We start from the raw sequence: 20526 nt of genomic DNA, 5'->3' as shown, positions 1-20526 counted from the left end.
CTAGAAGGTCGAATACAAACGCATCCCGACGAGGCCAAGCTGCGAGAGACCCCTGTGCCACGCCTGCTGCCTGCCGATACCAAACGCCCCAAACGACTGCCGCAGGAATCGCTCAATACGACCAACACCAGTGGATATCCGGGCGTTTCATTTCGCGTGGACAAGAATTGGAACATTCCCTACTGGATGGCCGTGACTCGTGTCGGTGGCAAGACGATGACCAAATCATTTTCCATCAAGCGATACGGCGATGCCCAAGCCAAGAGGTTGGCTATTGCGGAGCGGCAGAAGCAGATGGAACAGGTGCGCAAACTGGCCGATGAGGGTAAAACGCCCAAGCGCGGGCCCCGCAGGCAAAAGATCTCCGCAGCAACCGCAGTGGCGTGACCCCGCCGCAGTACAAACGCGCGTGCAAAGTGCGGTCTCGTATGGCGAGGAGAAAGCCGTGCCGCCTCAACGGCAGAACAACGCGAGATTCAAGTAGCTAGAAACTCAAGCAACGCCGAAGCGGTGCAGCGTGCTGCTGCTGAAGGTTTCTCCGGGCCGGAGCACTGTCGAAGGAAAGCTTGGCTGGTTCGGCGAGTCGGGGTAGTGCTGCGTTTCCAGGCACAGGCCCGCGCCTTGGCGAAAGCTCTCGCCGCTGCGCCCGCGAATGCTGCCGTCGAGGAAATTGCCCGAATAGAACTGCACCGCCGGCTCGATCGTCAGCACCTCCATCACGCGGCCTGAGGGCTCGTGCTCGAGGCGCGCGGCCAGCGCCAAGCCGGCCGGCTCGCGGTCGAGCACCCAGTTATGGTCGTAGCCGCCGGCCACGCGCAACTGCTCGTGCGGCTCGTCCATGCGCGCACCGATCTGCGTGGGTACGCGAAAGTCGAAGGGCGTTCCGTCCACCGGCGCAACGCCGAGCGGAATCAGGCCCTCATCCACCGGGCAAAAGCGGCTCGCCGGAATGGTCAGCCTGTGGTCCTGCACCGCGCCGCCGCCCGCCAGGTTGAAGTAGTCGTGGTGGCTCAGGTTCAACACCGTGGCCCGGTCGGCCACGGCGCGGTAGTCGATGCGCCATGTGTTGTCGGTGGTGCCGAGCACGTAGCGCACGGTCACCTGCACCTCGCCCGGAAAGCCCTCTTCGCCATCCGCACTGGTGTAGCGCAGCTCGATGGCCACTTCATCCAATGCGGCATCGGCAGCCACTTCTTCAATTTGCCAGAAGCGCGTACCAAAGCCCTTGTGCCCGCCATGCAGCGAATTGGCGCCGTTGTTCACTGCGACTTGATGCGCAGCGCCGTCGAGCGTGAATCGCCCGCCCGCGATGCGATTGGCATAGCGCCCGACGATGGTGCCGAAGTGCGGATGCGGCTTCAGGTAATCCTCGAGCGTTGGCAAGTCGAGCACGATGTTGCCGCTTTGCCCCTCGCGATCGGGCACATGCAGCGCTGTGACGATGCCGCCGAGGTTGATGGCGCTGAGGCTGAGGCCCCGGCCGTTGTCGAGGGTGTATTCGGTCACGGCGCGGCCGTCGGGCATGCGGCCGAACTCGCGCGAGGTGATGCTGCTGTTCATCGGCGGTATTTCCAGTAGGCGACAAGGCCCGAAAGATAGTGCTCCACGTCGTCGATGCGAACGCGGAAGCTGTGGTGCTTGATAAAGAACGAACCGGCAACGCGGTCGGGGTTCCGGAAAAACATGGCGAGCTCGGGCCAGAAGTAACCGTTGGCCAGGTACCGCGCGCGATGCTCGAGCGCACGGTCGAACTTGTCGCGGTCGAGCCCTTCGAGCAACGGGCGCAGCGCAGGGTCGGCATCGAGCCGCGCCACCATTTCGCGTGCGGCCATCATCAGCTCGAGCAGCGTGGGAAAAGTGGTGATGCGCTGCAGCACGAAGTCCAGGTAGTCCGCCACGTTCTGCAGGCCGAACTGGTAGTAGTGCGTTTCGGGGCGATAGCGCGTGAGCTCGTTGACGCAGTAGCTCAGCCAGTGGTCGTGCGCGCGCCAATGCTCCGCGGCAATGAAATGCTCGAAGGCCTTTTCGACCACGGCCAGCCACCGCTCATCGCGCGTGAGGCCATAGAGGCGCATCAGTCCGAAGGCCGCTTCGCCGTCGTAGTAGATGACGCGGAACGCGTCTTTTACGTCGAGGCCCGGATGATTGAGCACGTGCACGAAGCGCCCGCGCGCCGGGTCTTGCATGGCCTGGATGCCGAGCGCGAGCTGCTCCATCAGCGGGTGGTACTGCGCATCGCCGGTGAGTTCGGTGTACTTGACCAGCGCCAGCAGGCACACCGCATTGCCGCCGAGCTTGATTTCATTGCCCACATCCAGCAGATAGGCGGCGCGCGTGCCGTTGGGCAGGTCGACCTGGCGGATGAGCCGGTTCTTCAGAAAGGCCAGCGAACGGTCGATGGCCGCCTTCTGGGTGTCGCTGCGCGTCAGCTCCCAGGCTTCGAGCAGCGCGTAGGTCGAGCTCGCGTGCCGCAGGGTGTTGTAGGTGGGAATCGGTCGGTCGAAACACGGAAACCACCCGTAGTAGAACTCGCCCGAGGGCTTGACCTGCGCGGCGAGATAGTCGCTCGCGGTGTCCACAAGCCGGCGCGCCTGGTCCGCGTTCCACTCAGGCAGCGTTCGATAGCCCGCGGCCTGCCCCTTGGCCGTCAGCGGCCATGCCCCCTCGGCATCGACGTAGGCGCCCCGGGTCGTGAAGCACCACACCGGCGCGTCGTCGTCCGATGGAAATTCGATGTCTCTTCCGAAGCGCCGCTGCCCGTGCAGGCGCAGGTTGCCCGGGTTGGGGTCCGCATGCTCCACGGTGCCGTTGTAGAAGATGGCGCTGCCGTTGATCTCGGGCGCGAGCAGCGCCACCTCGAACTTCGCGTCGAAGGACACGCCCCGGTTGAAGTAGTTGCGCTTGGTGCGCGACAAGCGCTCTTTCAATGCGCCCCAGGTCATGGGCTCGACCTCGTCGACGATTTCCACGCGCATGCGGCAGGGCTCCAGGCCGATGCGCCGGACGAGCGCAAGCGCGGCATCGCTCGCCTGCTGCCAAGCCTCATCAGCGGTGGCACCGTGCCCGGCCGTGACGCGTGCGCGGCTCGCACCGTCGCCAAGCGCAACGAAGGCCACGCAGCCCGCCTCGGGCGTGGCGGCGGCTCCGGGGAGCGTGCCGTCAGGTGCCGCCAGGACCTGCCTGGCGCGATTCAACAGATCCATGGGGAGGGTCGTTTCCTGGTTCATGCAGGCGCGAATGATGACAGGCCTCGCGCCGAACCGGACACGCTAGCTCAGCGACCGGTAGAAGTAAGTGGTATCGCACGGCTCGCCGCCCGGCAGCCGTGCAAAGCCCGGGATCACGCCAGCGCGTGTCCAGCCCTGGCGGGCATAAAGCCGCTCGGCCTCCGGGCTGGATGTATCGAGCACCAGCAAGGTCTTGCCGTGTTCGCGGGCAAGCCGCTCGGCGGCCTGCATCAGCAGCGCACCAATGCCCTGGCGCCTGGCCCGCCGGTGCACGAGCATCTTGGATACCTCGGCGCGATGCGGCTGGTTCTCCGGCTGGTCGAGCACGAGCTGCACGGTTCCGACGATGCCTTGCGCGTCTTCGGCCACCAGCAGCGCGCGCTCGCCGCGTGCCACGCCTTCGCCCACGCGTTGCCAGAAGGCGAGTGCGCGATCGCGCGTGAGCGGCAGCATGAAGCTGACCGATGCGCCGCCCTCTACGCAGTCGATGAGCACATCGGCCAGTTGCCAGATGTGCGCGTCGTTGACGCTGGTCAGGGTGCGAATGCCTGGCGCGAGTGTTGCCGTATCTGTCATCTCATCTCCACGATCATCTTGAAACAAGGGGCAAGGTTGCGATCACGACGGCATAGCGCGCGATCTTGCGGGTGGGGTTGTAGTAGCTCATGGGCCGGTCGAGCACCATCGCCAGGCAGTCGCCCGCGCCGAGCCGGTGGTGTTCGTCGCCGAGGGTGACTTCGATGGTGCCTTCGAGCATCCACACCTGCTGGTGCACCTGCGGTTCCCGCGCAGCGGTTTCGTAGGCCACGCGCGCCTTGGGCGGAAACAGCACCTCCACGATGTGGATGGGCGATGAGGTGCCCGCGGGCGACACGTTGCGACGCACATAGCCGGAATGCGGATCGCGCCACTGCGGCTGGTCGGCCAGCCGCGACACCGGCCCGGCCTCGGGCTGGGGCGCCTCGAACAACGAAGCCAGCGGAACACCGAGGCCGGTGGCCAATTTTTCGAGCAGCACCGCCGTCGGGCTGCTTTCGCCGCGCTCGATGAGCGAGATCATCGAGCGGCTGACGCCGCAGTGCACAGCCAGCGCGTCGAGCGAAAGGCCGCGCGCGGCGCGCAGGTCTCGCACGCGCTGCGCGATGCGTTCATTCAGGTTGGACGATTCATTTTCCATGATATCGGAGGAATATCCAACATGATGGAAACAAAGTCAAGACGCGACGAGAGTTGCTTCAGCGGCCCTTGGGCGCGGATGAGGGCTCCCACGAATCCGGCGTGGTCGCGACCAGCTCTTTGAGGTTCGACCACGGCTTGGCGCGCGGCACAGTGGTGCCGCCGGCAATCGCAACCTTGGCAAAGGCGACCATCCGCTCGCGCAGATACTGCCTGTCGCTTTCCGGCCAGGTCTCGATCGAATGGGGCGCGCGGGCCACCACGATTTCGCGCGCACCGCGAATGCGGTCATAGGCCGCAACGGTGCCCTCCAGCGTTTCCGCACGGTCCCACAAGCCCTTGCCGAAGAAGGCAGCCGGCCACTGGTGCATGCCCGCGAGCGGCGCCGAGTTGGGATAGAACAGGATGTGATGGTCCGCTGCCATGGCGCCGAGAAACAGGTTGCGGTCGGCCAGATCGGGCGACGATGGCAGGTACCCCGCGCCGCTCGCAAAGGACGCCAGCAGAATCGCGCCCTTGATGTTCGCGAGCCCCTTGGGCGGGGCGCATTCGGGCACCGGCATGTCGTAGCTGCATGCGCCTGAAAAGTTCTTGGCCATGGCCCAGGCCGTCGACATGGAGCCGCGCGAATAGCCGCCCAGCAGAATCGGAATGCGGGTCGACTTCATACCGCCCAGCAGCTTGCCGGCGGCCTCATCACCCGCAAGCGTGCGCCCTTCCGGCGTGAGAATCCGCAAGCCATTGCCAGTGTCGAACTGCGCCAGCACGCGAAAGACGTCTTCGCCCTGCTCCAGCGTGTTCGTGTCGCTGAACCCGCCCGAGATGCCCTCGCCGCGCCGGTCGTAGGCCAGCACATCGAAGCCCGCCTGGTTGAGCGCGTCGAGGTTCTCGCGCCACCAGCGCGCGCGTGATGCCGCCCTTGCCGTCATCGACGCCGCTGCCTTCGATGTACCAGCCGCGCAGCTTGACCGGATCGGTCATCTTCAGGTCGATGCGCTCGAAGGTGTCGCGCGGTACGGTGAACTCGACGATGTAGGTGCTGGCATCGGCCCGCGCAATGGCCTCCGCATAAGGCGCCTTCGCAAAGAACGCCGGACGGCGGATCTGCCGCAGGTCCACCGCGCCATCCGGATCGATCTTTCCCGAGGGATCGACGGTGCCGGTCGAGCGGGTCGAGCGCGCCTTGTTCGGCGGCAGCCAGCGCTGCATCTGCGCGTTGATGCGCGCAAAGCAGGCGGCGTCGGCCTTGCAGGCGCGCCAGCGTTCCTTCAGGCGCGCATCGGTGAATTCGTCGACGTAGTAGTCGCCTGCATAGCCCGCGGGAGCTCGATGCGCGTTGACGCCGAGCGGCACGCACGCGGTGTGGCCATCAGGCTGCGGCAGCAGGTATCCGGGCAGCTCATGGTTGCGGTCGACACCCACCCACGCGCGGCAATCGGTGGGCGGCGGCTCGGGCCGCGCGTGCATGGAAGCAGCGCCGCCCTGGTAGGTGCAGCCCGCCGTTGTCAGGGCAATGAACGCCGCGCCTGCGGCCCAACCCGTGCGACGACGCATGAACATGTTCTTGCCTCCTTCATCTGCGTGCACGGCGCGAGCACACCGCTGCCGATCTTCACGCGCCGGGCGGCCGTTGCGCTACAGCAGCATGAATGCGGCGGCCGCCACCGCGGTCGGCCCGAGCGCCCCCAGCAGCAAGCCACCGGCGCCGATGGTTTCGTCCGAGAACCCGCGCTTCAGCAACGCCACGCCCGCTGGATTGGGCGCATTGGCAATCACCGTCAAGCCGCCGCCGGCCACCGCGCCGGCGACGAGCATGTATTTCGATTCGTCCGAGATGTTCGCGATCAGCGAGCCCAGGTAGGTGAGCGCCGCGTTGTCCGTAATGGCCGTGAGGCCCAGCGCGCCGAAGAACAGCGCGAGCGGCTGCAGGCTGGAAACCACCGGTTCCAGCCACCATTGCTGCATGCCGCCCAGCACCACCAGCCCGGCCAAAAAGAAGCCAACGAGCAGCGCCTCCTTGATGATCAGCGGGCTCTGGTGGCGCTCGTAGGCTTGCGTGTACCCGAGAAACATCAGGAAGAGCCCGAGAAACGCCACCGGATGATGGGCGAACAGAACAATGCCGGCAAGCAGCGCCAGATGCACCAGGGCCACGGCGGGTGGCACAGGCGCTTCGGCATCGGCCGCCGACGGCGCAGCATTCAGGTGCCTGCGCAGCACGAATGTGGCCACGGTGGCGTTGGCGAGCACGGCAATGGCGGCCTTCCACCCGAAGGTGGCGAGCATGAACGCGCTGTCCCACTGCCATGTCGAAGCGACCATCAGCACGGGCGGCGCGGCGTACGAGGTGAGCGTGCCGCCGATCGATATGTTGACGAACAGCACCCCCAGGGCCAGGTACTTCACCGGCTCAGGCACTTGCGGCCGGAAGATCTGCGGCGCGAGCATCAACGCCGCAATGGTCATGGCTGCGGGCTCTGTGACAAGCGAGCCCAGCAGCGGCACGGCCGCGAGCCCGAGCCACGCCGATGCCATGGGCGTAGGCAGCGGCAGCACGCGCGCGACAAGGCTCACACCCGACATCACCGTGCGCAGCACGGGCCGCGAAGCGGCCACCACCATCACCACGAAGACGAAGAGCGGCTCGGTGTAGTTGCGTGATTCCGCATAGCCGAGCGCCGGGCCGCCGCCCACCACCAGGGCCATGGCAAGGACGAGCACGATGGCCCAGAAGCCGAAGACGACTTCCACCTCGCCCAGCAGGTGGAACAGGCCGGCGTGCCGGGGAAAGCGGTGCGACAGCCGCTCGAACTGCTTGGCGGCAAAGGTGTGAATGAGCGCGACGGCGAAGAGGCCTGCGGCGATGTACTGGATGGTGGGTTCTTGCATGGGGTTGGCGTGACTGATCCGCGCGGCGGCCCGACCAGCGCATGAACCTGCGACGCCGTGGAAAGCAGCCTCGCACCCGATGCCAGTTTAACGGGCATGCACCGCAGCCCGTCAATCGCGGCAGGTCGGCCTACGGCTGCTGCAAGCGCTGCAGCAGCTCCGCGCTGGGATAGCCGTCCGCCGGCAGGCCGACGCTGCGCTGGTAGCGGCGCAGCCCCTCGCGCGTGGCGGGGCCCATCACGCCATCCGCGGCGCCGGTCGCAAAGCCGCGCTGGTTGAGCGCGGTTTGCAGCTCGACCATCTGGCTGCGCGAGAGCGCGGGCACGTCCCGCGGCCATGGCGCCTGCACGCCCGGCCCGCCGCCCAGGCGCTGTGCAAGAAGGCCGACCGCGAGCGCATAGTTGGTCGAGTTGTTGTAGCGAAGAACGGCACGAAAGTTCGGCCCGATCAAGAAGGCCGGCCCGCGCGCACCCGCCGGCAGCAGCACCGCGGCCTCGGCAAACTCCGGCAGCGGCTGGTCGTCGATCGCGCGCAGCCCCTCGCTCGCCCATTGCGTGGACGACTGCCGCACCGACGTATCGGCACGGCCATAGTCGAAGCCCGGCGGCAGCCGCACTTCCACACCCCACGGCACACCGGCCTGCCAGCCGGAGCGCGAAAGGAAATTGGCCGTGGAAGCCACCACATCGGGCATGCTGCCCCAGATGTCGCGCCTCCCGTCGCCGTCGGCATCCACCGCATAGGCCAGGAAGTTGGAGGGCAGGAACTGCGTCTGGCCCATGGCACCGGCCCAGGAGCCGATCATCCGCTCGCGCGCGATGTCGCCGCTGTCGAGAATCTTCAATGCCGCCAGCAACTCGCGCTTGGCCCAATCTTCGCGGCGCCCTTCAAAGCCGAGCGTTGCCAACGCGTCGATGACCGGGGTATTGCCGTAGTTGCCGCCGTAGTTGCTTTCCATGCCCCAGATGGCGACGACCACCGCGGGCGGCACGCCATAGCGCGCAGCGGCTGCTTCTGCTTCGGTGCGAACCTGCAGGAGCTTGTCTTGCCCCGTTGCCACGCGTTGCGGCGTGACGGCGTTGTCCAGATACCCCCAGACGGTGCGCGTGAACTCGGGCTGGGCGCGGTCGAGTTCGATCACGCGCGGCAAATACTGGACCTGATCGAACGCGCTCTTCAGCGTTGCATCGCTGATGTCTTCCGTGCGCGCGGTGGCTCGGAAATCAGCCACCCACTTTGCGAACCGCTGTTCGGCTGCCTGGTCTTCCGCACCCGCCGCTCCTGATGCCGCAGGTGCGGTCGCGGGCCGGGCACCGGTTGCCGATGCGGGCGGCTTCGCGCTAACGGGCGGTGGAGCGGATGCGCAGCTGGCCAGCAATGCGGCAACGGCCGCCGATGCGGCCAAGAGTGCGAACCTGTTGAAACGCGGAATGGAAAGATTGCTTGCTTGATGCATTCATCGATTCTCACCGCTGGCTCGCACGGCCTGTTACCAGACGCTGCGCCGCCCGGCTCGCCCGCCGCGCGAGCACCGGGCGCACGAACTGGGGCTGGAAGCAGCGCTGGCTGCCATCGGCAAATTCGATGGTGACGCAGACTGCATCGGCACTTGCCACGGACCCGACGCCATAGCGCGGAACGCGCACCGAATCGCCTTTCGCAAAGGCGGCACGCGGCGAAGTGCCGCCGGCTTCTTCTTCGGCCACTCACCGCCGCGCCAATCGCGTAGGAAAAGATCCGGTGCAAGCGTCGGTGCCGCGAGCGCAAGTGCTCAAGGCGCGGGCTCGATCGCCGTCACGACGAACTTGCCGTCGATCTTCTCGGCCTGGAAGCGCACCTTCTCGCCGGTCTTCACCTTGTCGAGCAAGGCGTCTTCCTTGACGCCGAAAACCATGGTCATGCCGGGCATGTCCAGGTCCGTCAGCGGGCCGTGCTTGATGGTGATTTTCTTGTTGTCCTTGTCCACCTTGCGGACCTCGCCGTCGGCGAGTTCCGCCGCGGCCACGGCGCCGGCGAACGAAAGTGCGGCAACGAAGGCCGCGAGTGCGATACGGATGTTCGGCATCTGGGTTTTCCTTTTCTTGTTTACCTGGCGGCCTTGGCCACCTTCACGGCGCCCTTCATTCCCGCGTCGTAGTGGCCCGGCTGCAGGCAGCCGAAATCGACCTTGCCGGCCTTGGTGAACTGCCAGACGATCTCGCCGGTCTTGCCCGCGGCCAGGGTCACCATGTTCGGGTCGGCATGCTCCATTTCGGGGTTCTTCTTCATGGCTTCGTAGTGCGCCTTGAGTTCCTGCTCGGTTCCGAGCACGAGCTCGTGCTTCAGCTGTCCAGAGTTCTTGACGACAAAGCGCACGGTCTCGCCCTGCTTCACAGTGATGTCGGCCGGGGTGAAGCGCATTGAGTCGGTCATGTCGACGTTGACGGTGCGCGTGGCCTTGGCGGCAATGCCGGGTTTGCCGATGGCGACATCGGCGTCGTGCCCATGGCCACCGGCGTGGTTGCCGGCGGCCGAGGCGCCTGCGGCCGCCAGCGCGGCAAAGGCGAAGAAAGCGGTGAACGCGATATGGCGAAGCGTGTGTTTCATGGTTTTCCTTCAAAAAATTCAATGGCCGGAACTGGCCTTGCCCGGCTTGCGGACCTGTACTTCGATGTTGTTGGCGGGCATGTTCCGCGCGGGCATGGCGGCCGCGCCTGCGCCGCGCTGGCGCGCAGGCTCGGGCGGCGGGCCGTCCAGCTCGTAGGCCACCGTGCCCTTGGGATGCTTGAACCAGCCGGGGTTGCTGTAGTCGCCCGGCTTCTGGTTCTTGCGCACCTTGACCACGCTGAACATTCCGCCCATCTCCACTGAGCCGAACGGCCCCTGGCCCGTCATCATCGGCGCCGTGTTGTCGGGCAGCGGCATCTCCATCTCGGCCATGTCGGCCATGCCGCGCTCGCCCATCACCATGTAGTCGGGCACAAGATTGGTGATCTGCTTGACCACGTCCTTGTGGTCCAGGCCGATCATCGTGGGCACGTCGTGGCCCATCGCGTTCATGGTGTGATGGCTCTTGTGGCAGTGAAAGGCCCAGTCGCCCTCCTCGTCGGCCAGGAACTCGATCTGCCGCATCTGGCCGACCGCCACGTCGGTGGTCACCTCGTACTGGCGCGTGCTCCTGGGGGTGGGGCCGCCATCGGTGCCGGTGACGAGGAACTCGTGCCCGTGCAGGTGCATCGGGTGGTTGGTCATCGTCAGGTTGCCGATGCGGATGCGCACCTTGTCGTTGAGCCTCACGTTGAGCGAATCGATGCCCGGGAAGATGCGGCTGTTCCAGGACCACAGGTTGAAGTCCAGCATCGTCATGATCTTGGGCGTGGCGCTGCCGGGCTCCACGTCGTAGGCGTTGAGCAAGAACACGAAGTCGCGGTCGACCTTCTCGATCAGCGGGTGCTCGGCTTTCGGGTGCGTCACCCAGAAGCCCATCATGCCCATGGCCATCTGCGTCATTTCGTCCGCATGCGGGTGGTACATGAAGGTGCCGGGGCGGCGCGCGACAAACTCGTAGACAAAAGTCTTGCCCGGACGGATCGGCGGCTGCGTCAGGCCCGAGACCCCGTCCATGCCGTTGGGCAGGCGCTGGCCGTGCCAATGCACGCTGGTGTGCTCGGGCAGCTTGTTGGTCACGAAGATGCGCACGCGGTCGCCCTCGACCACCTCGATGGTCGGGCCGGGCGACTGGCCGTTGTAGCCCCACAGGTTGGCCTTGAAGCCGGGCGCCATCTCGCGCACCACGGGCTCGGCCACGAGATGGAACTCCTTCACGCCGTTGTTCATGCGCCATGGAAGGGTCCAGCCGTTGAGCGTGACCACGGGGTTGTAGGGCCGCCCGCTCGAAGGTGCGAGCGGCGGCATGGTGTCGGGCGTGGTGCGGGTCACGGGCTCCGGCAAGGCGGCCATTGCCACCTTGCTCACGCTCGCCGCGGCCAGGGCGCCGGTGATGGCACCCGCACCACCCAGAAAGTTGCGTCTGTTGGTCATGTCGTTCAATGGGTTGATGGGCGTGCGCGCTCAGTGGGCGGCACTTGCAGTGGCGGCCTCGCCGCCTGAACCGGCTGCGGGGGCGCCCATGGCCACGGGCTTTCCGATGACCGAGGCCGCCAGGGCGGCATCGGCCAGCCAGAACTGCTGTTGGGCGTTGATGGCGTTGGTCACGCTCGCGATCTGGTCGCGCGCCTCGGCCAGCAGCTCGAAGACACCGATCAGCATGCCGTTGTAGCGAAGCACGTTTTCATCGGCCATGGCTTGGCGCAGCGGCACGATCTCGTCGCGGTAGTGCCGCGCGATGTCGTACGCCGTGCGGTAGGCCGAGTAGCCTTCGCGCAACTGCGACGAGGCGCCGCGCATCGCGGCGTCGTAGCGGTTGGCCGCGGCCAGCGACTGCGCGTTCAACGCATCGCGCTGCGCCGAGCCCCAGTCGAACAACGGCAGCCGGATGTCGAACTCAAAGCCGCGCCGGGTGCTCTTCGTGGCTTCCGCGTTGTCGAATACCGTGTCGCGCCGGCCACCCACCTCCACGTCGACGAAGGTCGACAGCAGGCTGATGCCCTGCGACTTGCCCGCCATATCGAGCTGGGCGCGTGCGAGCTGCACGTCGAGCCGCTGCTCGGTCGCGGTGGCGGCCACTTCCTTCGGCTCGCGCGGCGCCTTGGGCAAGTCAGGCAGCCGCTCGGGCAAGGCCAGCCCGGCGGCCTGCGCATCGTCGAGCCCCAGGGCACGAACCAGCTCCTCGCGCGCGGCCGTGGCGGCGTGCTGCGCCGAAGCCAGTTGCGTGGTCGCATCGGCATAGAAGACCTGCTGGCGCGCGCGCTGCAGCTTGCTGAAGTTGCCGATCTGCTGCATGCGGCGCGCAAGCTCCGCGCTGGCCTGGGCCGAGCGGTTCACCTGCTCGGCATAGTGCCGCATCTGCTGCGCCGCCACGGCGCGGACCCAGGCCTGCCTGACCTGCGTGACTTGGTCGACCACGGCGCCGGTGAGCTGCAACTTGGCCTGGCTGGCCTGGCTCCGCGAGATGGACAGGCGCTGCGGCAGCAGGATGAGGTCCACCAGCCCGAACGACAGCAGCCGCCCAAGCTCGAGCTCGCTGTTCAGGCGCATGCGCTCGAAGGTGAAGACCGGATTGGGCAAGCGGCTCGACTGGTTGGCCGCGGCAATGTCGCCCCAGCTCTGCGCCACCAGGGCCTGCACCGAGGGGCTGTTGGCCAGCGCGAGCTGCACCGCGTCGGTCTGCGACAGCGGCTTGGAGAGCAGCTCCTGCGTGAGCGCCGAGCGGCGGTCCTGCTGTTGTTGCGTGCGGCTGAGCTCGAGCTTGCCGCCGGTGAACTGCCGGGCGCTGGTGTTCGTGTCCTGCAGCGCATCGTCGATACGGACCGAGGCGCAGCCTGCCAGCAGCGTGGCCGCGAATGCAGCGGCGCCCAGGCGAAGGGCGGGCTTCATGGCTGCTGCTCCTTCTTGGGCGGCATGGGCATTGTGTGGCCCTGGTGCGCTGCAGGCGCGTTCGCCTGCCCCTTTGGCGGCTCGGTCCCTGCGGTGCCGCTGCCCGCCGCCTCCTTGGCATAGGCCTGCCAACCGCCGCGCTGGCGCACGGTCTCGTTGGCCTCCTTCCACGGAATGGGCTTTTCGTCAGTGAAAGGCCGGTAGTCCTCGAGCGCGGACTTGTAGGTCAGGGCTGGAGGCGCAGCCGCCGGCGCTTCGCCGGGCGCGGGCTGCGCCATGGCAGCCACCACCGCCATGGCGGGAAATACAGCCAGCCAACGGGCCGGCAATGGATGGAACATGGAGTCCTCGCAACGTGTTCATGAACGGAGTGCGCCAAGGCGGCCCGAAAACGGGCGCGGCGCAGCGATGCATGAGCGTTCGCGGCAGGGCAGCGGCGGCCCGTGACCAGGCCACGGGCGCGCGAGCACGCACACGAACGCGTTAGGCGCGAGGAGGTTTGTCGAGAACGCGAGGCTCGAGCGTGGCCATCGCGAGGGGAGGCTCCACCAGGTCCGCGCGGGGCAGGCCGTGGAGTACCGCGAATTGCGGCGTGCTGATCAGGGCGGTGCCGTGGCATGCACCACAGGTGCCGCACTTGTGCATTGCGTCGGGCTCGGCGCTGGCGGTCTTGCCGGCGCTGTCACCCGCGGAGCGCTCGGCTTCGTGCTCGGCTTCGTGGTGGTGGTCCGCATGCCCGTCGCCGTGCGCATGCGCCCCGGCCGGCTCCGTGGGTGCCGCGGCCATTGCACCGGCATGGGTACCATGTCCCGGTCCGCAAAAGACCATGGCTGCCGCCGCGTAGCCCTGAAACGGCACGGCGAACATCATGGCCCAAAGAACAAGCAGGCGGACTCGGTACATGCGGCGCATTCTACGGGTTGCAGCAAAGCAGCAAGGGCCCGCGCGCTCGCCTATGATGGCGCCGCTCTTGCGCAGCGGTGGCCGCGAGGCCGCCTGCCGCGGCGCAATCGGCGCAATGCATTTGATTGTTAAATTATTCAAAAAGAAAGGGAGCTTCATGCACCATCTCAAACCTATCGCCGCCTCGGTCCTCATGGCTGCCGCTCTCGCGGGTTGCGGCGCCGTCAAGGACGCGGACACCGGCGCGCTCGCGCAAGTCGGCGGCTCGGCCTACAAGGCCATGTCGCTGACCGACGCGGACATTGCAACGATGTCCGACCAGTCTTGCGCCGCCATGGACCAGAAGAACCAGATCGCCCCCGCCAACAGCCGCTACACCACGCGGCTGAACCAGGTGGTGCGGGCCATGCCCACCAGCGTGAACGGCAAGACGACCAACTACAAGGTCTACCTGGCGAAAGACGTGAACGCCTGGGCCATGGCCAACGGCTGCATCCGCGTGTACAGCGGGCTGATGGACCTGATGAATGACGACGAGCTGCGCGGCGTCATCGGCCATGAAATCGGCCACGTGGCACTGGGCCACTCCAAGTCGCGCATGCAGACCGCGTACGCAGCCTCGGCTGTTCGCGGCCTTGCCAGCGCGGCGGGCGGTGTCGTGGGCCAGCTGTCGCAATCGCAAGCGGGCGACCTCGGCGAGAAGTTCATCAACGCCCAGTTCTCCCAAACGCAAGAGAGCGCGGCCGACAACTACTCTTTCGACCTGCTGACGGAACGCAAGCTGGAGCGCAAGGGCCTGGTGAGCAGCTTCCAGAAGCTCGCCGCGCTCAGCAGCGGCGGTTCGGGCAGCTCGATCCTGAGCTCGCACCCGCCGTCGAGCGAACGCGCTGCGGCAATGCAGAAGCGTCTCGACACCAAGGCCAAGTAAGCCCGCCCCTCCGACCGGCACGCGCCGCCCGCGCGCGTAGCCGGTCGCCTGGCTTCCGGCCTCTTCTATTTCTGGATATCGCCCAGGCAGAGATACTTGATCTCGACGTAGTCGTCCATGCCATGGTGCGAACCCTCGCGCCCGAGGCCTGACTGCTTCATGCCGCCGAAGGGCACGTGCTCCGTGGCGATCACGCCGGCATTGATGCCGACCATGCCGTACTCCAGCGCCTCCGCCACGCGGAAGATGCGGCCCACGTCGCGCGTATAGAAGTAGCTCGCCAAACCGAACTCGGTGTTGTTCGCCGCGTCGATCGCGTCCTGCTCGGTCTTGAAGCGGAACACCGGCGCAAAGGGGCCAAAGGTTTCTTCCTTCGCGCACAGCATGTCCGGCGTGGCCTCGGCAATGACCGTCGGCTCGAAGAACTGGCCCTGAATCCTGTGGCCGCCTGCGAGCAGCTTGCCGCCCTTGGCAACGGCATCGTCGACATGGCGCTGCACTTTCTCGAGGGCCGCATCCTCGATGAGCGGCCCCTGCACCACGCCCTCGTCAAAGCCGTTGCCCACCTTCAGCGCCTTGACCTTGGCCGCGAACTTCTCGACGAAGCTGTCGTAGATGCCATCTTGCACATACAGCCGGTTCGCGCACACGCAGGTCTGGCCGGCATTGCGGTACTTGCTGGCCATGGCACCCTCGACCGCCGAGTCGACATCGGCATCGTCGAACACCAGGAAGGGCGCATTGCCGCCGAGCTCGAGCGAGAGCTTCTTCACCGTGGGCGCGCACTGGCTCATGAGGATGCGGCCGACCTCGGTCGAGCCGGTGAAGCTCAGGTGCCGCACGATGTCGCTCTCGCACAGTTCCTTGCCGACGGCAATGCTGTTCTGGCTGTCGGCCGTGAGCACGTTGAGCACGCCGGCCGGAATGCCCGCGCGCACGGCCAGCTCGGCCGCGGCCAGCGCGGTGAGCGGCGTGAGTTCGGCGGGCTTGATGACGACCGTGCAACCCGCGGCCAATGCCGGAGCCACCTTGCGCGTGATCATGGCCAGCGGAAAATTCCACGGCGTGATGGCAGCGCACACACCGATGGCCTGCTTCATGACCAGCAAGCGACGGTTGTTGTCGAACTGCGGCAGCACCTCGCCGTTGACGCGCTTGGCTTCCTCCGCAAACCATTCAATGAAACTCGCGCCATAGGCCACCTCTCCCTTGGCCTCGGCAAAGGGCTTGCCCTGCTCCGCGGTCATCAGGCGCCCCAGGTCTTCGGTGTTGGCAACCAGCAGGTCGAACCACTTGCGCAGCACGATGCTGCGCTCCTTGCCGGTCTTGCCGCGCCAGCCAGCAAGCGCCCTGTTCGCGGCGGCAATGGCCAGGGCAGCGTCCGCGCGCGTGAGGTTGGCAACATCGACCAGTTTCTGACCGGTGGCCGGGTCGTTCACGTCAAAGCGGCTCTTGCCTCGAATCCATTCGCCGGCGATCAGCGCATCTGTCTTCAGGAGGGTCGGGTCGTTCAGCAATGCGAGGGGAGATGTTTTCATGTCGATGGTCTCGAGTTTTGTTTGCGATTCTGTTTAGCCAAGAGCGTGCCCAGTGCACAGGGCATCGGGTGCTCCCCGCAGCGAAATAAAGGAGGAGGGGCGCAGCCCCGGGGGACATTCGCGGAGGGGAGTACCCGGTGGCCTTTGCACACGCCCTGAACAACAGCAGCCCCAAAAACCAAGACAACTCACCGATAAGGCACACCCGGCAGCACACACAACATCTCATACAGAAGATTGGCCCCCAGCAGCGCGGTATTCCCGCTCACGTCATACGGCGGACTCACCTCCACCAGATCGGCCCCGACCACGTTCAACCCCCGGCAACCGCGCACGATCTCCAGCGCCTGCGGCACCGTAAGGCCACCAATCTCCGGCGTGCCCGTACCGCCGGCAAACGAAGGATCGATGCCGTCGATGTCGAAGCTGATGTAGACCGGATGCGTAAGCCCGATGCGCTCGCGCACCTGCGCCATGAGCGGTGCCAGCGACTGGTACCAGACCTCGTGCGCCTGCACCACGGTAAAGCCCTGCTTGCGCGGCCAGTCGAAATCGTCGGCCGCATAGCCGGTGCCGCGCAGGCCAATTTGCCAGACCTTGTCGCACGCCAGCAGGCCCTCTTCCACCGCGCGGCGGAACGGCGTGCCGTGTGCGATGCGCTCGCCGAACATGTCGTCGTTCACGTCCGCATGTGCATCCACATGCACCAGCGCAACCGGACCGTGCTTGCGTGCCACAGCGCGCAGGATGGGCAATGCAATCGTGTGATCGCCGCCGAGCGTGAGCGGTGCGCAGCCGGCCGCCAGCACCGTGTCGTAGAACGTCGAGATGATGTCGACCGACTTGTCGAGCGAATAGGTGTTGATGGGCACGTCGCCCAGGTCGGCCACGTTCAGCCGGTCGAACGGCGCCGCGCCGGTGGCCATGTTGTAGGGCCGCAGCAGCGCCGATTCAGCGCGGATCTGTCGCGGCCCGAAGCGTGCGCCCGGCCGGTTGGAGGTGCCGATGTCCAGCGGCACGCCGATGAATGCAGCATCGAGCCCCTGCGCGGTCGTTGCGGCCGGCAGCCGCATCATGGTGCCGGGGCCGGCGAAGCGCGGCATCGCGTTGCCGCCCAGCGGCTGGTTCGGAGTGGTGGTCGTGGGGGTGGTTGTGTTTGTGGGCATCGTGTGTGAGTTCAGCGCCGCCGGCCGCGCAGCCATTCGAGCGCGAGCAGCAGCGTGGTGGTGAAGAGGATGAGCAGCGTCGCCACAGCGGCGATGGTGGGCGAGATGTTCTCGCGAATGCCGGTGAACATCTGGCGCGGCAAAGTCACCTGGTCCGGCCCCGCAAGAAACAGCGTGACCACCACCTCGTCGAACGACGTGGCAAAGGCGAACAGCGCACCCGAAATCACGCCCGGCGCAATCACCGGCAGCGTGATGCGCATGAAAGTCCTGAATGGCGTTTCGCCCAGGCTCAGCGATGCGCGCACCAGGTTGTGGTTGAAGCCCGCCAGCGTGGCAAGCACGGTGGTCAGCACGAATGGCGCGCCAAGCGCCGCATGCACCACGATCAGCCCGAAGTAGGTGTCGGCCAGGCCGAGCGGCGCGAAGTACAGGTACGCGGCCACGCCCACCACCACGATGGGTACCACCATCGGTGAGATCAGCACGCTCATGAGCAGGCCCTTGAACGCGAAGTTGGTGCGCGACAAACCCACCGCCGCCAAGGTGCCGAGCACGGTGGCCAGCGCCGTGGCGGCCGGCGCGACGATGAAGCTGTTGCGCGCCGCGCGTGCCCATTCGGGCGATTCGAACAGGTGGCGGTACCACTGCAGCGACCAGCCCCGGATCGGGTAGGCCAGAAACGAGCTGTCGGAGAACGACAGCGGAATCACGACCAGGATGGGCGCCAGCAGAAAAGCCAGCACCGCGACGCAGCCGGCGCGCACCAGCCACCAGCCGAGCTTGTCGGCGAAGGTGGCGTAGGCCGGGAATTGGGGGAGCTTCATCAGCATGCTTGTCAGTCCTTCATGGCGCTCAGCCAAGACTCAGCTCGGCCTTGCCGATGCGGCGGTACACGGCATACAGCACCAGCGTGGCGACGAGCAGCACGGCGCCCAGCGCGCAGGCCATGCCCCAGTTGATTTCCACATTGGTGTAGCGCGCGATGTAGTAGCTCAGCATCTGATCGTCCGCACCGCCGAGCAGCGCCGGCGTCACGTAATAACCGATGGCCAGGATGAAGACCAGCAGCGCGCCCGCGCCGATGCCGGGGTAGGTCTGCGGCACATACACCCGAAAGAACGCCGCCAGCGGAGAGCTGCCCAGCGAGACGGCCGCGCGCAGGTAGGTGGGCGGCACGCTCTTCATCACGCTGTAGAGCGGCAAAATCATGAACGGCAGCAGGATGTGCACCATGGCGATGATCACGCCGGTGCGGTTGAACAGCAGCGCCAGCGGGTGGTCGATGAGGCCGATGCCCATCAAGCCGCGGTTGACCAGCCCCTCGGATTGCAGCAGCACGATCCACGCGGCCACGCGCACCAGGATGGAGGTCCAGAACGGCACCAGCACCAGGATCATCAGCACGTTGGCCTTGCGCGCCGGCAGCGTCGACAGCCACCAGGCCAGCGGATAGGCCAGCAGCAGGCAGAAGAAGGTGACGACGGCGCTGATCTGGAAGGTGCGCAGCAGGATGCCGGCGAACGCACGCTGGTCGGCGGGCATGCGCTCCACGTCGCCGGCCACGTCGCGCCGCAGGTCGACCGAGGCGAGCAGGTAGTCGGGCGTCCAGCGCGAGCCGTTCTTGGCGATGGCCTGCCAGAACGGCGGTTCGCCCCAGCGCGGATCGAGCGCCAGCATGCGCGCCTTGACCTCTTCGGGCGTGCCGGCAATCGGCAGTGCGCGGAAGGTGCCCATCACCAGCGAACGGGCGCCGGCGATCTCGGTGTTGAGGCGGCGCGCCAGGGCGCCCGCGTCGGAGCTGTCGGGCAGCTGGCCGAGGTCGGCCGCGATGGCGGCGTAGGCCGCGGGCGCGGGCGCCTCCTTGCGATTCCAGCCGTCGAGCGCGCGCACGGTCCGCGGCAGCGCGTTGGCCACCTCGGGGTTCTCGACCGCGCGCTGCAAGAGCGCCACGATGGGCACCAGCAGCGTGAGCAGCAAGAACACCAACAGCGGCACCGTGAGCGCAAAGGCGCGCCACTTGCGGCGAGCTTCGGCGCGCGCCAGCGCACGACGGAGCTCGCCGGGCGGTGCCTCCGCCAAACCGAGGGAAACAGACGTTGCCGCGTGCATGGCCTTTTCGCGCCCGCTCGTTTACTGCGTGGCCCAGGATGCGAAGCGCTTCTCCAGCGCCTCGCCTTGGTCGGCCCAGAAGCCGACGTTGAACTGCAGCGCATCCTTGGCGTTGGCCGCCGAAGTCGGCAGGTCGGCCAGCACCTTGGGACTGAGCGCAGCCAGCGCCTTGGTGTTGGTGGGCCCGTAGGCGATGTTCTGCGCGTAGACCGACTGGTTGGCCGGCTGCATCGCGAACTGGATGTACTTGAGCGAGGCTTCCTTGTTCGACGCGCCCTTCGGAATCACCAGGTAGTCCAGGTCGTAGATGCCGCCCGGCCAGTAGATCTTGAGGTCGCGGCCTTCGCGGTTGGCCGCGTCGATGCGGCCGTTGTAGACGGTGGTCAGCACCACGTCGCCGGCCACCAGGAACTGCGGCGGCTGCGCACCGGCTTCCCACCACTGGATGTTGGGCTTGAGTTCGGTGAGCTTCTTGAAGGCGCGGTCGGCGCCGTCCTTGGTGGCCAGCACCTTGTAGACGTCGGCCGGCTTCACGCCGTCGGCAATGAGCGCGAACTCGAGGTTGTAGCGCGCGCCCTTGCGCATGCCGCGCTTGCCCGGGATCTTCTTCACGTCCCAGAAGTCGGCCCAGCTGGTGGGCGCGGTCTTGAGCTTTTCGCCGTTGTAGGCCATCACGGTCGACCACACGAACAGGCCCACGCCGCAATCGGTGACGGCCGCCGGCAGGAAGTCGGCCTTGTTGCCGATCTTCGAATAGTCGAGCTTCTCGAACAGGCCTTCGTCGCAGCCGCGCGCGGCGTCGGGCGACTCGACCTCGACCACGTCCCAGGTGACCTTCCTGGTCTCGACCATGGCCTTGATCTTGGCCTGCTCGCCGTTGTATTCGACCGGGATGATCTTGGTGCCGGTCTTCTCGTAGGGCTCGTAGTAGGCCTTCTTCTGCGCGTTGGCGTTGGCGCCGCCGAAGTTGACCACGGTGAGCTGCTGCTGGGCGAACGCGGGCAGCGCGAAGCTGGCAACAACGGTGCAGGCGAGGAGTGTCTTTTTCATGATGGCTGTAGTCCTGGGTGACTGGGTGATGTACGGGAACGGGAAACGGGACGGGGTTCAGA

At 66.5% G+C, this 20526-nt stretch carries 21 protein-coding genes; 2 read left to right on the top strand and 19 right to left on the bottom strand.

All coding sequences use genetic code 11. The annotated features are described in order from the left end of the window. The coding region (locus EJI00_RS13680) for an AP2/ERF family transcription factor (protein ID WP_148110636.1) at positions 1-387 on the top strand (387 nt) is incomplete at its 5' end. Positions 388-492: 105 nt separating this feature from the next. Here EJI00_RS13680 and EJI00_RS13675 read toward each other — a convergent pair. The 14 genes from EJI00_RS13675 to EJI00_RS13610 form a co-directional block, all read right to left on the bottom strand. Beyond that, positions 493-1560 carry an aldose epimerase family protein gene (locus EJI00_RS13675; protein WP_126748046.1) on the bottom strand — a complete coding sequence of 356 codons (1068 nt, stop codon included), beginning with the start codon at positions 1558-1560 and terminating at the stop codon, positions 493-495. After that, positions 1557-3203, bottom strand: coding sequence for a Mur ligase (locus EJI00_RS13670; protein ID WP_260590716.1), 1647 nt, complete (start codon positions 3201-3203; stop codon positions 1557-1559). Before EJI00_RS13670 ends, EJI00_RS13675 begins: the two co-directional genes overlap by 4 nt. Before the next feature lie 66 nt (positions 3204-3269). After that, positions 3270-3803 carry a GNAT family N-acetyltransferase gene (locus EJI00_RS13665; RefSeq protein WP_126748045.1) on the bottom strand — a complete coding sequence of 178 codons (534 nt, stop codon included), beginning with the start codon at positions 3801-3803 and terminating at the stop codon, positions 3270-3272. A 13-nt stretch (positions 3804-3816) separates the two neighbouring features. Next, entirely contained in the window at positions 3817-4404 is a 588-nt protein-coding gene (locus EJI00_RS13660) for a helix-turn-helix domain-containing protein (protein ID WP_126748044.1), read from the bottom strand. Positions 4405-4462: 58 nt separating this feature from the next. Continuing rightward, the gene (locus EJI00_RS25595) at positions 4463-5332 is read right to left on the bottom strand and encodes an alpha/beta fold hydrolase (protein ID WP_409514021.1); all 870 of its coding nucleotides are present in this window, start codon (positions 5330-5332) and stop codon (positions 4463-4465) included. A gap of 706 nt (positions 5333-6038) precedes the next feature. Continuing rightward, positions 6039-7292: a putative Na+/H+ antiporter gene (locus EJI00_RS13650; RefSeq protein WP_126748043.1), complete on the bottom strand. Its 1254-nt coding sequence runs from the start codon at positions 7290-7292 to the stop codon at positions 6039-6041. 130 nt (positions 7293-7422) lie between these two features. After that, positions 7423-8748: a lytic murein transglycosylase gene (locus EJI00_RS13645; protein ID WP_126748042.1), complete on the bottom strand. Its 1326-nt coding sequence runs from the start codon at positions 8746-8748 to the stop codon at positions 7423-7425. Between the two features lie 10 nt (positions 8749-8758). Continuing rightward, the gene (locus EJI00_RS13640; protein WP_260590715.1) at positions 8759-8998 is read right to left on the bottom strand and encodes a hypothetical protein; all 240 of its coding nucleotides are present in this window, start codon (positions 8996-8998) and stop codon (positions 8759-8761) included. Between the two features lie 65 nt (positions 8999-9063). Further along, a complete protein-coding gene (locus EJI00_RS13635; protein ID WP_126748041.1) occupies positions 9064-9357 on the bottom strand; it encodes a copper-binding protein in 294 nt (97 codons plus the stop codon). Between the two features lie 20 nt (positions 9358-9377). Continuing rightward, positions 9378-9878 (bottom strand): plastocyanin/azurin family copper-binding protein, encoded by a 501-nt coding sequence (locus EJI00_RS13630; RefSeq protein WP_126748040.1) that lies wholly within the window; start codon positions 9876-9878, stop codon positions 9378-9380. Between the two features lie 18 nt (positions 9879-9896). Then, on the bottom strand, positions 9897-11312 hold the full coding sequence (locus EJI00_RS13625) for a multicopper oxidase domain-containing protein (RefSeq protein ID WP_126748039.1): 1416 nt from the start codon (positions 11310-11312) through the stop codon (positions 9897-9899). A gap of 30 nt (positions 11313-11342) precedes the next feature. Continuing rightward, positions 11343-12767: a TolC family protein gene (locus tag EJI00_RS13620; RefSeq protein WP_126748038.1), complete on the bottom strand. Its 1425-nt coding sequence runs from the start codon at positions 12765-12767 to the stop codon at positions 11343-11345. Then, positions 12764-13108, bottom strand: coding sequence for a hypothetical protein (locus tag EJI00_RS13615; RefSeq protein WP_126748037.1), 345 nt, complete (start codon positions 13106-13108; stop codon positions 12764-12766). Before EJI00_RS13615 ends, EJI00_RS13620 begins: the two co-directional genes overlap by 4 nt. A 142-nt stretch (positions 13109-13250) precedes the next feature. After that, positions 13251-13670: a hypothetical protein gene (locus tag EJI00_RS13610; RefSeq protein WP_260590714.1), complete on the bottom strand. Its 420-nt coding sequence runs from the start codon at positions 13668-13670 to the stop codon at positions 13251-13253. 157 nt (positions 13671-13827) lie between these two features. Between EJI00_RS13610 and EJI00_RS13605 the strand changes: the two genes are divergently transcribed. Continuing rightward, a complete protein-coding gene (locus tag EJI00_RS13605; RefSeq protein ID WP_126748035.1) occupies positions 13828-14598 on the top strand; it encodes a M48 family metalloprotease in 771 nt (256 codons plus the stop codon). Positions 14599-14663: 65 nt separating this feature from the next. On the opposite strand, the gene EJI00_RS13600 is transcribed toward EJI00_RS13605, so the two are convergent. The 5 genes from EJI00_RS13600 to EJI00_RS13580 form a co-directional block, all read right to left on the bottom strand. Next, positions 14664-16142: an NAD-dependent succinate-semialdehyde dehydrogenase gene (locus EJI00_RS13600; RefSeq protein WP_126748034.1), complete on the bottom strand. Its 1479-nt coding sequence runs from the start codon at positions 16140-16142 to the stop codon at positions 14664-14666. 182 nt (positions 16143-16324) lie between these two features. After that, entirely contained in the window at positions 16325-17302 is a 978-nt protein-coding gene (gene speB / locus EJI00_RS13595) for an agmatinase (RefSeq protein WP_126748033.1), read from the bottom strand. Between the two features lie 11 nt (positions 17303-17313). Next, on the bottom strand, positions 17314-18132 hold the full coding sequence (locus tag EJI00_RS13590) for an ABC transporter permease (protein ID WP_126748058.1): 819 nt from the start codon (positions 18130-18132) through the stop codon (positions 17314-17316). A gap of 25 nt (positions 18133-18157) precedes the next feature. Further along, complete coding sequence (locus EJI00_RS13585; protein ID WP_126748032.1) at positions 18158-19414, bottom strand: ABC transporter permease; 1257 nt, start codon at positions 19412-19414, stop codon at positions 18158-18160. A 21-nt stretch (positions 19415-19435) separates the two neighbouring features. Beyond that, positions 19436-20464: an ABC transporter substrate-binding protein gene (locus EJI00_RS13580; protein WP_126748031.1), complete on the bottom strand. Its 1029-nt coding sequence runs from the start codon at positions 20462-20464 to the stop codon at positions 19436-19438. Between the last annotated feature and the right edge of the window lie 62 nt (positions 20465-20526).

Source organism: Variovorax sp. DXTD-1 (assembly GCF_003984625.1).
Classification (GTDB): domain Bacteria; phylum Pseudomonadota; class Gammaproteobacteria; order Burkholderiales; family Burkholderiaceae_C; genus Variovorax.
The sequence above is the reverse complement of the archived record's forward strand: the minus strand, read 5'-3'. Positions and strand labels throughout refer to the sequence as shown.

Coding starts and splice junctions, on each gene's coding strand:
- EJI00_RS13675 (WP_126748046.1), bottom strand. CDS start 1,560: ATGAACAGCAGCATCACCTCGCGCGAGTTCGGCCGCATGCCCGACGGC.
- EJI00_RS13670 (WP_260590716.1), bottom strand. CDS start 3,203: ATGGATCTGTTGAATCGCGCCAGGCAGGTCCTGGCGGCACCTGACGGC.
- EJI00_RS13665 (WP_126748045.1), bottom strand. CDS start 3,803: ATGACAGATACGGCAACACTCGCGCCAGGCATTCGCACCCTGACCAGC.
- EJI00_RS13660 (WP_126748044.1), bottom strand. CDS start 4,404: ATGGAAAATGAATCGTCCAACCTGAATGAACGCATCGCGCAGCGCGTG.
- EJI00_RS25595 (WP_409514021.1), bottom strand. CDS start 5,332: ATGACGGCAAGGGCGGCATCACGCGCGCGCTGGTGGCGCGAGAACCTC.
- EJI00_RS13650 (WP_126748043.1), bottom strand. CDS start 7,292: ATGCAAGAACCCACCATCCAGTACATCGCCGCAGGCCTCTTCGCCGTC.
- EJI00_RS13645 (WP_126748042.1), bottom strand. CDS start 8,748: ATGCATCAAGCAAGCAATCTTTCCATTCCGCGTTTCAACAGGTTCGCA.
- EJI00_RS13635 (WP_126748041.1), bottom strand. CDS start 9,357: ATGCCGAACATCCGTATCGCACTCGCGGCCTTCGTTGCCGCACTTTCG.
- EJI00_RS13630 (WP_126748040.1), bottom strand. CDS start 9,878: ATGAAACACACGCTTCGCCATATCGCGTTCACCGCTTTCTTCGCCTTT.
- EJI00_RS13625 (WP_126748039.1), bottom strand. CDS start 11,312: ATGACCAACAGACGCAACTTTCTGGGTGGTGCGGGTGCCATCACCGGC.
- EJI00_RS13620 (WP_126748038.1), bottom strand. CDS start 12,767: ATGAAGCCCGCCCTTCGCCTGGGCGCCGCTGCATTCGCGGCCACGCTG.
- EJI00_RS13615 (WP_126748037.1), bottom strand. CDS start 13,108: ATGTTCCATCCATTGCCGGCCCGTTGGCTGGCTGTATTTCCCGCCATG.
- EJI00_RS13610 (WP_260590714.1), bottom strand. CDS start 13,670: ATGTACCGAGTCCGCCTGCTTGTTCTTTGGGCCATGATGTTCGCCGTG.
- EJI00_RS13605 (WP_126748035.1), top strand. CDS start 13,828: ATGCACCATCTCAAACCTATCGCCGCCTCGGTCCTCATGGCTGCCGCT.
- speB (WP_126748033.1), bottom strand. CDS start 17,302: ATGCCCACAAACACAACCACCCCCACGACCACCACTCCGAACCAGCCG.
- EJI00_RS13585 (WP_126748032.1), bottom strand. CDS start 19,414: ATGCACGCGGCAACGTCTGTTTCCCTCGGTTTGGCGGAGGCACCGCCC.
- EJI00_RS13580 (WP_126748031.1), bottom strand. CDS start 20,464: ATGAAAAAGACACTCCTCGCCTGCACCGTTGTTGCCAGCTTCGCGCTG.